General features: G+C 57.7%; 11 protein-coding genes and 6 pseudogenes. 10 read left to right on the top strand and 7 right to left on the bottom strand.

The window, feature by feature from the left end; translation table 11 throughout:
• Positions 1–246 precede the first annotated feature (246 nt).
• The 6 genes and pseudogenes from CES87_RS34360 to CES87_RS18300 form a co-directional block, all read right to left on the bottom strand.
• Positions 247–1,774: pseudogene (locus CES87_RS34360) on the bottom strand (DUF1329 domain-containing protein).
• A gap of 53 nt (positions 1,775–1,827) precedes the next feature.
• Complete coding sequence (locus CES87_RS32610; RefSeq protein ID WP_218196315.1) at positions 1,828–2,262, bottom strand: DUF1302 family protein; 435 nt, start codon at positions 2,260–2,262, stop codon at positions 1,828–1,830.
• A 25-nt stretch (positions 2,263–2,287) separates the two neighbouring features.
• Positions 2,288–2,332 (bottom strand): annotated as a pseudogene (locus tag CES87_RS34365) (hypothetical protein); the annotation flags it as partial.
• A 182-nt stretch (positions 2,333–2,514) separates the two neighbouring features.
• Entirely contained in the window at positions 2,515–2,763 is a 249-nt protein-coding gene (locus CES87_RS34370) for a DUF1302 family protein (protein ID WP_218196339.1), read from the bottom strand.
• Complete coding sequence (locus tag CES87_RS32625) at positions 2,744–3,430, bottom strand: DUF1302 domain-containing protein (protein ID WP_128607225.1); 687 nt, start codon at positions 3,428–3,430, stop codon at positions 2,744–2,746. Before CES87_RS32625 ends, CES87_RS34370 begins: the two co-directional genes overlap by 20 nt.
• Before the next feature lie 117 nt (positions 3,431–3,547).
• Complete coding sequence (locus CES87_RS18300; protein ID WP_128607226.1) at positions 3,548–4,510, bottom strand: 3-keto-5-aminohexanoate cleavage protein; 963 nt, start codon at positions 4,508–4,510, stop codon at positions 3,548–3,550.
• A gap of 523 nt (positions 4,511–5,033) precedes the next feature.
• Between CES87_RS18300 and CES87_RS32385 the strand changes: the two are divergent.
• The 9 genes and pseudogenes from CES87_RS32385 to CES87_RS18335 form a co-directional block, all read left to right on the top strand.
• Positions 5,034–6,424: pseudogene (locus CES87_RS32385) on the top strand (FAD-dependent monooxygenase).
• On the top strand, positions 6,406–6,687 hold the full coding sequence (locus tag CES87_RS18310; protein ID WP_128607228.1) for a hypothetical protein: 282 nt from the start codon (positions 6,406–6,408) through the stop codon (positions 6,685–6,687). Before CES87_RS32385 ends, CES87_RS18310 begins: the two are co-directional and overlap by 19 nt.
• A gap of 66 nt (positions 6,688–6,753) precedes the next feature.
• Positions 6,754–7,437 carry a cupin domain-containing protein gene (locus CES87_RS18315; protein WP_218196319.1) on the top strand — a complete coding sequence of 228 codons (684 nt, stop codon included), beginning with the start codon at positions 6,754–6,756 and terminating at the stop codon, positions 7,435–7,437.
• 26 nt (positions 7,438–7,463) lie between these two features.
• Positions 7,464–7,730, top strand: a complete 267-nt coding sequence (locus tag CES87_RS32630) for a hypothetical protein (protein WP_218196320.1) — start codon at positions 7,464–7,466, stop codon at positions 7,728–7,730.
• A 23-nt stretch (positions 7,731–7,753) separates the two neighbouring features.
• Positions 7,754–8,479 (top strand): fumarylacetoacetate hydrolase family protein, encoded by a 726-nt coding sequence (locus CES87_RS18320; RefSeq protein ID WP_218196323.1) that lies wholly within the window; start codon positions 7,754–7,756, stop codon positions 8,477–8,479.
• Positions 8,407–8,625: a fumarylacetoacetate hydrolase family protein gene (locus CES87_RS34375; protein ID WP_371858225.1), complete on the top strand. Its 219-nt coding sequence runs from the start codon at positions 8,407–8,409 to the stop codon at positions 8,623–8,625. The genes CES87_RS18320 and CES87_RS34375 overlap by 73 nt, the downstream gene beginning before the upstream one ends.
• A 190-nt stretch (positions 8,626–8,815) precedes the next feature.
• Complete coding sequence (gene leuC, locus CES87_RS18325; protein ID WP_128607229.1) at positions 8,816–10,219, top strand: 3-isopropylmalate dehydratase large subunit; 1,404 nt, start codon at positions 8,816–8,818, stop codon at positions 10,217–10,219.
• Positions 10,220–10,227: 8 nt separating this feature from the next.
• A pseudogene (leuD, locus tag CES87_RS18330) lies at positions 10,228–10,874 on the top strand (3-isopropylmalate dehydratase small subunit).
• A 220-nt stretch (positions 10,875–11,094) separates the two neighbouring features.
• A pseudogene (locus CES87_RS18335) lies at positions 11,095–12,420 on the top strand (MFS transporter); the annotation flags it as partial.
• A gap of 55 nt (positions 12,421–12,475) precedes the next feature.
• Here CES87_RS18335 and CES87_RS18340 read toward each other — a convergent pair.
• The gene (locus tag CES87_RS18340; RefSeq protein WP_256590966.1) at positions 12,476–12,832 is read right to left on the bottom strand and encodes an autotransporter domain-containing protein; all 357 of its coding nucleotides are present in this window, start codon (positions 12,830–12,832) and stop codon (positions 12,476–12,478) included.
• Between the two features lie 45 nt (positions 12,833–12,877).
• Between CES87_RS18340 and CES87_RS33275 the strand changes: the two are divergent.
• A pseudogene (locus CES87_RS33275) lies at positions 12,878–13,188 on the top strand (nucleoid-associated protein); the annotation flags it as partial.
• Positions 13,189–13,305 lie beyond the last annotated feature (117 nt).

Here is a 13,305-nt window from a genome sequence, read left to right on the forward strand (position 1 = left end):
CCCTTGATCGTCGGATAAGAGCACCAGGCCATGCTCGCCCACCGCCACCACGCGTGCCCCGGCGTGGTTATCGCCAACAGGACCCGCTCTGCAGACGCTGACTGGGCATTGCTGGATACTCCAGCACATCTACTGCCTCCTGCGCCCAGGCAACCTGAACATTGATCAAGGTGGAGAACAGTCCCAGCGCAATGGCGGCGAAACTCAGCACATTCTTATTTTTCATTGCATATCCTGCCTTCGATTCTAGACCCGGCGGCCGCGGCACCGATCAGGCACCGCAGCCCCATTACCACGAACTTCAGCGAACACCCTCACCGGCCAAGGCCTCAGTGTGAAGTAGCTCAGCGACTCAGGTTTGAGAACCTTGAAGTGGTACTTGTAAGAAGGATTCTCCCAGTCAGTGTTAGCCATCGAGACCCAACTGCCGGACAACAGGTTATATACCGAGCTCGTAGTGGTGTTTATCAAAGGTCCCTCTGGAACTACAAATGGCAGTGCCATCTGCGTGCGCCAAAGTTGTCCTTGAGCATCCCAGCCATCGGCCAATACTGCGTACCAGGTGTCTTCATCAAGGTAGTAACGGCGTTTGGCCACTGGATGACGTTTGCCCGTTGCCAGATCAGCCTCCACCACCCAGACCCGGTGGCGCTCCCAACGCACGGAGTCCGGGTTGAGGTGATGAGGCATCAGTTGTTGCTCCTTGCTGGTGCTGTGCTGAAAGAACTTGCTGTTGTTGTAGGAATCAGCAGTTCTTTTTTACCGATCAGCTTCCAGTTGAAACGGTCGAGTGCGCCATAGAAGACGAAGGCTTCGTCGTAGTAGTTCAAACCCGAGTTGACATCGTCCGGAGTGTCATAGGCCAGGGTCGGGGCCTGACGCACACGACGCTGGCCGGTCAAGTACTGCCAGGCCTTACGCGGGCGGTTCAGTGAATCGACGATGAGAAACTGCTCGCCGGCCTTAAACGGTGGATCGGTCATAAACACGCGTAGCAACTGGCTGTTGCCCTTGAAACTTTCCAGCGTCCCCTTTGGGTCGTAATAGGGAAATTGCATGGTATTGTGAACTTTGGCCGCCAGCACCAACTTGCCGTCGCTCGTGCCGATATAGTTGGCAACGTTAACGGAAGTGGCCTCCCCGCCCCAGGCCAACTTGTGATTCCATATGGCCTCATAGCCATCCTGGGGAATCGGGAAGGGAATACCACCGTAAGCACCCTCGATCCCGTGCCGCCCTCAGTGGTATGGGCGCGGGTCGCGTTAGCCAAGGTATTGTCGTATACCCACTGCGGTGCTGCCGCCGTGCGATGCGTGGGATACACATCTAGCCGATAGCTCTGCGGATACTTCTGCAACAACGCCTTAACCCCATCCGACAGCTGATCGGCATGCTCGCCCATGTTTTGCGCATTGATCGAGAACAATGGTTTCTCGTCGGCGAAAGGATCTGGCCGTGCATCACCACTGGTATAGCCGGCGGGTACTTTGCTGTAGCCACCGTCCCAGCCAGGAATGGTGCCTTGTGCGTTACCTTGGCGCTCGGCGCCAAAGGGGGTCAGCGTGGTTTTCAGCTTGCCCGCCTCGTCGGCGGAAACTGCCGCCTGGGCTAGTGGAGCAAAGCTAAGGGCACCACAAATCATTGCCATCAAGTACTTGCTGGACTGCTTCATTTTCGCCTCCATGGGCGGTGCTAAAACGAGTGCTGTGCAGTGAGCGCAATGAAATCCCGATCCCGCATCGACTGCTTGTAGGAATAGGACTGCACGGCGCATTGGCCGGCGTCAACAGCTCGTCATCGCCACCAAGAAATGTGTGTAGTTGAGGCCTACTTTCCAGACCCGCTGATAGGTCGTATTGACCCCGAGGCTGATATCCCCGCCGTGCTCCACAGAGAACCCGGGTTGATCACGGAAGAGCGTCCAGAGATGCCGTAGCCCAGCCCCACCGGCAGTGACACATCAAGTCCACTGAACACTTGGTAATACGAGGGCTCGAAGACCATGCGCAGAGCAGAAGCATCCCTTGAAGCGCTGGGTTCGAGTGCCTCGCGGTTCTTGCTCACAGAGAGAAGCCGGTTCCAGGCAATCTCACCAATGAAACTACCGCCATCCCAAAAGCTGCCGGGAGACAGCAAGGCGACCCACGACACTTGCGCATGTGCAGTCTTGCCGACGGGGTACAACGCTTTGTCATCGTTGTTCGCCGCCACCCGAGGGAACCACGACCGACCCACCACGTGGGACCAGCGGCATGTCGTCACGCAGCGAGACCTCGGCCCCGACATTGGTGTCGCCAACTGCCGTTGATAGACTGAGACCATAGGCCTTGATGTCCTCGGGTAGACCAACTGGTAAGTACCGAGCTGCCCGCTTACTGGGTTAAAACCATCACCCGGGCGAACATAAACGAGTGGATCTTTGGCGTGGTACTGACCGCATAGGCACCAAGTTCCACATCCAGGTTCTCTGGGCGGTAGCGGATCTGCACACCACCTTGTCCAGAATTCCTGGCCTTAAGATCCGAGGTTTTTGCGAAAACAATGGCTCGCCGCCAGGGATGATGGTATTCGGGCCGCGAGAATCTCCTCCGCGCCCGTATCAAGAATATCGGCGGTGGAAAAGTAACTGCCCACTCCGGGCAGGCGACTACGTTCCCAGCGCACCTGGTAGTAGGCACCGATGGCGAGATTCGGACGCAGCTGGATCTGGCCGGAAAATTGCTGAACCGGTCGAATCAGTTCTTTAAACTGGGTATTTGGCACGAGAGCAACTTGACGATGTCCACAGGGATTGTGCTGCGGCAATGCCATTGTTACCGAAAAACAGACTCTCGCCGTACAGCACCGTGTGCTTGCCGGCACGCATGGTGATCGGCATTTCTGCGATTTCACTACGGCCAAAAACGAAGGCATCCAGCAGCTCAGCCTTGCGCCCATGCAACTTCTCCGTTCCACTGGCAAAGTGGTCGTTCTGATGCGAGCGACTGTTGACCGTGTTCGGCGAGTCGTTATCGTTTGAATCGTTGTAGACGCTGTCGTACCACCCTGCCCCGCTCAGGCGAAAGCCATAATCGCGATATTTAAGATCGAACTCGGAAAAGACATCGAGACGGTTGGAAATCAGGCTTCCTTTGTCAAAGTTACGATCACCATCGTCGAGGTTGGCGTCCTCCGTGAGCTTTGACGACGGCGCATTCAGACGCTGAGCAACGCTATACTTCAGCGTAGTGTCCAAGCGTGTAGTTAACTCCTCAATGCCGGTATTGAACTCGAAAGCGTGTACCGACTCCGCTCCGGTGAATGTCAGGGCTGCGGTCAGCAGGCACGGTAATCGGAACGTCCGCATGACAAGCAAGGATTCTTTGCGATTCTCTTCTTTTATTATTGTCATATCGCCTCCAAATTTTGGGGTCGTTGGTGCTGCACCCACTGTGGGACACCTTCAACAAGTACTACGGATCAATCACATCTCCTGTTCAGAACTACTCCATCAAGCATGCCCTGAGCCACATCGAGCCGGCAGGACTCGATGTGGCCTTGTGCAGGCTTAGCCTCGTGCGGGTTTACCAATCATCCGTCGGTACTCATCAGCCGAGGCTGGCCGACGCCCCAAGAGTCCGGCGATATCACGCGCCATACTGAACATCTCCAGGTTGGAGACAAGCAGTTCGTCGCTATTGGGGTACTTCCAAGGGGTGTCTTCAGTACCCACTCGGATGTTCAATCCGAGCATGGTTGCCACGGTAGTCATGTACAGGGTCGAGCGACCCGCCGCACAGACGGCGATGACCGCACCGGGATCGATCTTGCGGATCTGGTCGACCATCATGAACAGGTGCTGGGTCATATCCTGTGCATCAGTGACCCATGTTCCTGAAATCAAGGTGCGCCCGACATTGAACGGCAAGCCGTAGAGAATCAGCCAGTTAAAAGGCCCTTTCAGAATCCCGGTGTCGATCAGCTTGCGCTTGGCCAGTTCGATCTCGCCGGAACTGTGAATAACGATTTCCGGCTTGACCCCGCACTCTTCCAACGTTTGCACGGCAGGCACCATGAAGGCATCCGGATGCCCTGCTGCACAGGGCGCGACCTCAGCCATTCCAGCCTGAACCGGGCTCATGCACATCTCGAAGCTACTGCCGTTGAGCACATTCAGGTTGGCCACAAAATCCCAACCGAAACGTTTGCGCAGAGGTTCAAGCACCGTGCCATAGGCTTCCACCGGCGGGATATCTCGATCAAGCCGGCGTCCTTTATGGTCAGTCACCATGGAAAAATCCAGATGAACGCCACAAGCGCCCGCTTCAATCACGCTGGATGCAGCCTCGATGTACTCCTCTATGGAGGTAGGGTGACTGCTACCGTCGGGGTTGAAACGTCCAGATACCGCCACGTTTATTGCGATCTCCTGTGGCACATCCCACTTCGGCTGCAGTTCGGCACCGGCAACAAACTGATAGTCCTCCACCTCGCGTTTAGCTGCTTCCCACAAAGATAATTTCTCGCTCATTTCTTACCCCTCGCTCTCTAGTTTTTTTCAAACCGGCGCATCCAGAAACCCGCATGTCCGGCAACCTCACCAACTGACTCGCGCGCTGATCGAGAAGTCGTTTGCTGCGCTTGAAATATTCGAACCGAATCGAATAGTACTGCATCGAATGATCCTGTCAACACCAATCACTTGCCCTTAACGCAGGTCGAAATCTGCCATTCCTGCTGGATTCAGGCGCAGAAGCGCATAGCTGCTAGCCCCGTCCAAATATGCAAGCAGCTTTAAAATATAATTTATTGACAGAATGATTCGAGACAGTACTATTCGATTCGAGTCTAATTCTCAAGGTGAGCTCACCCGCTCAGTGCAGACTGAGAAGCTCACCAAAGAAATTCGACGGGCATACAAGAAAAAAAAACCGAGCCACCTGCTGATGCTGGCCCTCCCGATGGGGGAGCTGTAATCAGAAAGGCTTCCCGCAAATACTCGCCCCACCAGGAGGCGATAAGTCGGTGTGCAGCGACACCGCAGGAGTGCAAAGATGAGCAGTGAAAAAACGCGGGTGTTAATTGTTGGTGGTGGCCCAGCCGGTCTGGTACTGGCATTGGAATTGGGGCGGTGGGGAGTACCTTGCATTCTTTTCGAAGAAGACCCGACACCCCGACCTTCCCTAAAGCCAACGCGTCCACCTCGCGCACCATGGAGCACTATCGCCGTCTCGGCGTTGCCGAAGAGATCCGCACCCTGGGACTGCCCGACGATTACCCGCCGGACGTTTCCTACCACACTCGCTACGCCTCGCACGAGATCGCTCGCCTGCATTGGCCGAGCCGGCGCGACGCCCTGGCCAACCGCCATGCCGGCGACCGGCGCTGGCCAACCCCCGAGCCTCTGCACCGAGGTCAGGAGATGTTTATCGAGCCAGTCCTCAAGCAGCACGCCGAAAGCTTGCCGGGAGTAGACATTCGCTTCGGCTGGAAAGTCGAGAGCATCTCGCAGGACAGCACCTGCGCACGTCTGTTCGCCCGCGACCCAGCCAGCGGCGAGCTATGCGAGTTCGAGGCCGACTACGCGGTCGGCTGTGACGGTCCGCGTAGCCTGGTACGAGAAGCTCTCGGCATTCGCTACGAAGGTACCGGTTCGGAAGACCGTGACTTTCTTGGCGGGCGCATGCAAGCCACCTATGTGCGTGCACCGGCGTTCTACGACGTAGTACCTGGCGGCGTAGCCTGGCAGTACTGGGCGATGAATCCACAACGTTTCGGCATCATGATCGCGGTCGATGGCAAGGGCGAGTTCGTCCTCCATACCCAGCTGCCAAAGGGCGCACAAAGCTCACTCGAGTACGGCCACGAGTCGATTGCCCTGACAACTGGCGGCGACTTCCCCTACGAGATCATCGGTGTAGCCGAATGGACAGCCGGATTCACCCTGGTGGCCAAAAACTACGGCGCAGGACGTATCTTCATTGCGGGTGATGCAGCACACCTTTTCACTCCAACTTCAGGCCAGGGTTACAACACCTCGGTGGACGACGCCGCCAACCTCGGCTGGAAACTCGCCGCCGCTTGCCTGGGCTGGGGCGGACCCAACCTGCTCGCCACCTATGAAGCCGAGCGCAAGCCAATCGGCCATCGCAACACCAATTTTGCCCGTTCGATCGCCGACTTCTTTGGCCGCATCAGTATGCCCCAGGCACTGGAAGACAGCGGCCCGGCGGGTGATGCCTGCCGGGCCGAATTTGGCCAACGCCTGCAGGAGCTGGCCTGGAAGGAATTCGACGCCCCGGGCATCCACTTCGGGATGTATTACAAGGACTCCTCCATCGTCTGCACTGAGCCGGGCGAAGGGCCCGTCGACGATCCCCACCACTATGTACCGCATGCACGTCCTGGCGCTCGGGCACCGCATCTGTGGATCAGCGAGGGGTAGCGCTCTTCGACCTGCTCTCGCCTTGCGGATTCACCCTCCTCAAACTCGACCACACCCAGGACACGCGCGCCCTTGAAGAGGCCGCCCGCGCCCGCGGTATCCCTCTAAAGGTGCTCAAGCTGGATAACGCCGAGGCCCGAGACCTGTACCAAAACGGCCTGGTATTGATCCGCCCGGACCAACATATCGCCTGGCGTGGCGACAGCGTGCCGGAAAAGGCCGAGTCCCTCATTGCCCGCGTTGCCGGCTTCACCTGCAGCTAGCGCCCAATGCCCTAGCTGGCCCGCACCAGCACTGCGGGCCAGCGCAGTGACAACGAGGAGTACAACATGACTTTGAATTTGACCAGCCCAGCCACGCTGCGCCAGATGGATTCGCTGCAAGAGCTTTGTGCTGCGATGGAGAAACACAACATGACCCCCGGCTGGATTGAGCGGGAACAGCCGATGATGTGGGCCGAACCTAAATCAGCCTTCATCCCCAGCCACTGGAGCTATGCCACAGCCAAAGCCGCTATGCAGGCGGCCGGGCGCCTGATTGGCACGGACAAAGCCGAGCGGCGCAACTTTGTAATGCGCAACCCCATCCCTGACAACGACACAGCCACACTGCGAACCCTAATCTGCGCCTACCAGTCCATTCTCCCTGGAGAAAAGGCGCGCTCGCATCGCCACGCTCCTCATGCACTGCGCGTGATACTGGAATCACACGGTTCCTACTCGGTAGTCGACGGCGAGAAACACCCCATGGAAACCGGCGACATCGTGCTTACCCCAGGCTGGTGCTGGCACGGCCACGGCCACGAGGGTAACGAGCAAGCCTACTGGTTCGACGGTCTGGACATTCCGCTGACGAACCTGTTGGAACCCATGTTTACCAGGAGCACCCACAAGCCTGGGAACCGATCCAGCATGAGACCCCAAACTCGCCTATGCGATTCTCCTGGGCCGATACTCGGGCCGCCCTCGCACAGGCCTCGTCGGACAGCGATGGGCACTTCGGCAAGACCATAGTGCTACCCGCACCAGACATGCCGACCATGACCCTCAAAGTGCATCAGTGGGCAGCCGGCTGGCGCAACCGGCCTTATCGGCATACCGCCAACACTGTTTATCTGGTGATGCAAGGCCACGGTCGCTCGATCATCGGCGAAAACACCTTCGACTGGAGTTTCGGCGACACTTTGGCCGTACCGGCCTGGTCACGGGTGGAACATCAGGTTGGAGCCGACAGCATTCTGTTCGCCATGAGCGATGAACAACTGATGCGCTGGACCCGCTACTACCGGCATGAAGCGCTGGCCTGAGCCCAACAGAGGAGAAAGTATCTATGCATATCTGTCGTTTCAATCATGATCGACTTGGCCTGGTCGAAGGCGCACGCGTGTTCGATATCACCCCGGCGTTGGAGTCGCTGGCCACACCCACCTGGCCCTATTCGCCGGGCGATCCGTTGATTGCCAGACTGGACGAGCTCCGCGCCGCAGCCGCCGAGCTCCGCGCCTGTGCTCCCAGCTACTCGCTGGACGAGGTCAGCCTGCACAGCCTGATCACCGCGCCGAGCAAGATCATGGCGGCGCCGGCAAACTACCGGCTGCACGTGGAGCAGGACGTGCAAGACCCGAATCTGCACCACGGGTTCCACAACGTCCAACTCAACGGTCTGGATAAACCCGTGGAGAAGCTCGGCCTGTTCCTCAAGGCCAACTCGTCGCTGGTTGGTCCCGCCGATGGCATTCCCTTGTGCTGGCGTGATCGTCGTAACGACCATGAAGTAGAGTTAGCGGTGGTCATTGGCCGTGCAGGCAAGAACATCCCGGCTGCCGAAGCATTCGAATACATTGCTGGCTATACGATCGGCCTGGACATGTCTGTACGTGGTACTGAGGACCGCAGCTTCCGCAAGTCTGCCGACGGTTATACCGTGATAGGACCTTGGCTAACCACCGCAGATGAAGTCGCTGACCCTGAGCACCTCGACATATGGCTGGAGGTGAATGGCGAGTGCCGTCAGCACTCATCAACCGCGGCTCTCACAGTTGGCATTGCCCGCTGATCGAACTGGCCTCAAGTGTATATACCCTTTATCCCGGCGATGTGATTCTGACAGGAACTCCAGAAGGAGTAAGCCAAGTCAACGCTGGGGACTTGATAAGAGCTGGTTGTGAAGGGATAGGTGAGTTCACCATCCAAGTGCTCTGAAAAAAAAGTGCGGGTGTGCGTGTGTGACCAGTGCTCATCCCGCGCTGACCAGCATCCGAAACTTGGCCAGCGCACCCACGCACCTACCAGCAGCGCCGACCTATATGTCGAGAAACTCTCCAAGCTTCGATAAACGGAAATGGCCGAGCCATTCCCCATCGAACGCCTACGGATAACAGGAGATTTGCACATGCCTCCACGCACCCTTTTCGAAAAACTCTGGCAACGACATGCCGTGCTAGAAACCGATGAAGGCCACACTCTACTCTATGTCGACTTGCACTTAATCAATGAAGTGACCAGCCCGCAGGCTTTCGATGGCCTACGCCTTAATCACCTGCAGCCGTGGCGTGCGGCCTCAGTGCTCGCGACTGCCGACCACAATGTGCCAACCTCCCATCGGGCCAAGGGCATCATTGACGAAGTAGCACGCAAGCAGGTAGAGGCTCTTGACCGCAACTGCGCCGAATTTGGCCTCACCCAATTCGCCATGGCCGACACGCGTCAAGGCATCCTCCACGTCATCGGTCCGGAACAGGGAGCCACACTGCCGGGCATGAGCATTGTCTGCGGCGACTCGCACACCACCACCCACGGTGCTTTTGCGGCTCTTGCCTTCGGCATTGGAACCTCCGAGATCGAGCATGTATTAGCTACTCAGTGTCTGCTGATCAAGAAACTCAAGACCTTGCGGGTGAACATCAACGGAGGTCTTTCCCGCCATGTTTCTTCAAAGGATCTTGCCCTCGCACTGATCGCTAAAATCGGAACCGCGGGAGCCACTGGATACGCCATAGAGTTCATCGGCGATACGGTCGCCAGGATGAGCATGGAAGCGCGCATGACCCTGTGCAACTTGGCCATCGAAGCAGGCGCGCGCTGCGCCATGGTCGCGGTAGATCAGACCACCCTCGACTACTTGCGCGACCGTCCCCTAGCCCCGAAAGGTGCAAACTGGAATGCAGCTGAAGTCTACTGGCGCACTCTACACAGCGATGCGGCTGCACTCTTTGATCTTGAACTAGAACTGGATGCCGCAAGCGTACGTCCGCACGTGACCTGGGGAACCTCACCGGAAATGGTCTGCAGCATCGACGGCCAGGTGCCGAATCCAGAAGCGGCACCTGATGCACTTATCCGCAGGGATCTGACTCGGGCCCTAAAGTACATGAGCCTAGAACCCGGTACGGCGATCCGCGATATCCCTCTGAACAAAGTATTTATCGGCTCCTGCACAAATGCCCGAATAGAGGACCTTCGCATCGCCGCCGCGCTCGTCTTCGGCAAGCGGGTCGCCAGTAACATCACCCAGGCACTGGTCGTACCTGGCTCCGGGCTGATCAAGCTGCAGGCTGAGGCCGAAGGTATTGATCGCATCTTCATCGATGCTGGATTCGAATGGCGCGACGCCGGCTGCTCCATGTGCCTTGGCATGAACGACGACCGCCTTAACCCAGGCGAGCGCTGTGCATCCACTTCCAACCGCAATTTTGAAGGGCGTCAGGGCCCGGGCGGGCGTACCCATCTGGTAAGCCCAGCAATGGCTGCGGCCGCAGCCATCGCTGGGTGCTTCGTCGACGTCAGCGAACTTTAGGAGCCGACATGGAAATGTTCACCAATCTCAACGCACTGGTTGTTCCCATCGACCGCGCCAATGTCGACACCGATGCAATCTTGCCGAAGCAATTTTTGAAAATGATCGAGCGCACTGGCTTCGGTCCATTCCTGTTTGACGAGTGGCGTTACCTGGATCACGGACAACCGTATCAGGACTGCTCGCAGCGCGCGCTCAACCTAGCCTTTTCACTCAATCAACCACGCTTCGCAGGCGCACAGATCCTTCTGGCACGATCCAACTTTGGCTGCGGTTCTAGCCGCGAACACGCGCCATGGCGCTACATGACTGGGGTATCCGTGCGCTGATCGCACCGAGCTTCGCCGAGATTTTCCACGGGAACTGCTTCAAGAACGGCCTGCTACCCATCGTACTCAACGAAGAAGTTATCGATTCGCTGTTCGCCGCTGTCGAAAGTAACCCCGGCTATAGCCTGCGCATCGACCTCGAACAACAGTTGCTGATCGAGCAGGATGGTCGCGAGCATCATTTCGATATTGATCCCTTTCGCAAGGACTGCCTGCTACGCGGCCTCGACGTAGTAGGTCTAACGCTGCAAAGCGCTGAACTCATCCGCCAGTTTGAACAGGCTCGCCGACGCCAGGAGCCCTGGTTGTTCGAGCGTGAAGGCTAGCCACCCGCGGACTCGAAACTAAAGCGGTCAACGTCATCCGTTTGGGGCCAAATATTCGTAGTCCATGAGCCACCCGTCCAATTGGCAAAGGCCGGCCGCAACTGTGATCTGCATCCGGCGCCGGAATACCTGTCGAGTTTGTAGCGTCAGAACTTCACAACTGATTACCAGCCAACAAAAACAATCGGACACCCATGGGAAGTCCGCCTGGAGAAACTCGATGAGCCTTAATGTCCTGGAGGCCGGCGCGAGCCCGGCCGCAATTGTTGACGCCGAAAAAGCCTTGGTCAGCAAAATCGCCTAGCGACTGATGCCGCTGATCATGGTCTGTTACCTGTTCGCGTTTTTCGACCGTATCAACATCAGCTTCGCCAAGTTCCAGTTGCAGACCGACCTCAGCCTGAGTGACACCGCGTATGGTTTGGGCGCGGGGTTGTTCGCGGTTGGTTACGTGCTGTTCGAAGTCCCGAGCAACATGATGCTGTATAAGGTCGGCGCCCGCCGCTGGATCGCCCGGATCATGATGTCCTGGGGACTGGTCACTGCGGCCATGGTCTTCGTCAACAGCGAATGGTAGTTCTATGCCTTGCGCTTCGTGATCGGTGCGATGGAAGCGGGCTTCGCTCCTGGTGTGCTGTATTACCTGACACTGTGGTTCCCACAGCACTATCGCGGGCGCATCACCTAGATGCTGTTTCTCGCCTCGGCTTGCGCCGGCTTGGTCGGTGCGCCGTTCTCCGGGTTGGTGCTGGAGCACCTTGACGGCGTCCTGCAAATGCGCGATTGGCATTGGCTGTTTCTGCTCAGCGGCTTGCCCTGCATCGGTCTTGGCTTTTTGGTGCTGACCTTGCTCAAGGACCGCATCGAAGACGTCCAATGGCGGACGCCGGCGGAGAAGACTTTGTTGTCGAGCCGCATTGCCCAGCATGAGCCACACAAGGGTGGCAGTTCATTGCTGGCAGCGTTGCGCATTCCGGGTTTCCTGACTCTCGCGCTGATCTACTTCCTGATCCAGGTCGCCTCCTATGGCCTGAATTTCTGGGCGCCACAACTGATCTGCAGCGCCGGCCCCCAAAGCCCGGTGATGATTGGCTTGCTCACGGCTATCCCTTATGTGTGCGGCGCCATCAGCATGGTCGTGGTTGGGCGGCTGTCCGATGCCAGCGGTGAACGGCGCAAATTCGTCAGTGGTCTGTTAGCGCTCGGTGCTGTGGGCTTCTTCAGCGCGGGGATCTTTGCCGACCACACCACCTTCCTGATTGTCGCTCTGAGCCTGCTGGGCACCGGCATCATTACCACAATTCCGACCTTCTGGACCTTGCCGCCGAAGCTGCTGGCCGGTGCGGGCGCCGGGGCGGCAGGCGGGATTGCGCTGATCAGCACCCTTGGTCAGTTTGGCGGCATCGTCAGCCCGATCATCGTAGGGCGCATCAAGGACCTTACGGGCAGCACTACGCCGGCGTTGTATGTTATCGGTGTGGTTAGCTTGATCGCGGCGGCGCTACTGCTCTGGGGCCTGCCGCAGAAGCTGCGTACGCTGGACAAGCATCAGATCGAAAGTTCGTGGCACTATGGGCTTGCCGCTCAAATAATAAAGTCAGTCAACCACATCGTCCGCCAAGGACGCCGATGACATAAGTGGAGGGCCGTATCCAGCCGTTGGTGCGGCGGGTTTTGCCATCATCGTCTTCGCGGAACCAGTCCTTGTCGATCCGCACCCCGAGCCGCCCTATTAACGAATCGACGTCCTCGATGCGCACGTCAGCGGCCAGGTCATCGCTGTCGTCGAGCTCCACGTAGCTATAGATGATTTGCGCTTGCGGTTCGATGTACAGATTTTTGCGTACTTCAAAGGGGTAGCCGCCTTCCAGTGATGCGGTGTATCCCCAACCGTCTGTCTTGAGCTTGCCGATGTTGCCGGGCTTGGCTTCGATGTCGAATCGGTTGAGATCCAGCACGGTGTCCAGATCCAGCCTTCAGGGTCGAAGTGAGTCCAGTACGGTAACGCTGAGTTGGCCGATAGCCAGGCTCGAGAGACCTAATGAACCAGCTGAACGAAAGCTACAATGCCAAGACAGGTAAGGCCGGGGGGTTCTTTCATCACGAATCGGGCGCCTTCCCTCTCAGTGGATGGCTCAGTAAATACATGGCCGGTACCAAAGACTTTGTGAGCTTCAGCGGCGACGCCGTCGAGCACCTGACAAGGCTCATGGAAGAATCCAATCTGTCGATGGGCGGCAGCGCCCTCTTCTGCCACTATTTGCAAGGCATGACCGATTACTTGGTCATTCCCCTGCTACAGGAAGCCGAGGGCACCATCGACCATCGGGTTTCAAAAGGAGCGCCCGATATTTTTCAGCGGGCCAATGGTTCGCGCCATCTTGGAAGGCCGAAAAACAGTAACCTGGCGACCACTCAGGGGCACCATATC

The organism is Pseudomonas sp. ERMR1:02 (assembly GCF_002277815.1).
In the GTDB taxonomy this organism is placed as follows: Bacteria; Pseudomonadota; Gammaproteobacteria; order Pseudomonadales; family Pseudomonadaceae; genus Aquipseudomonas.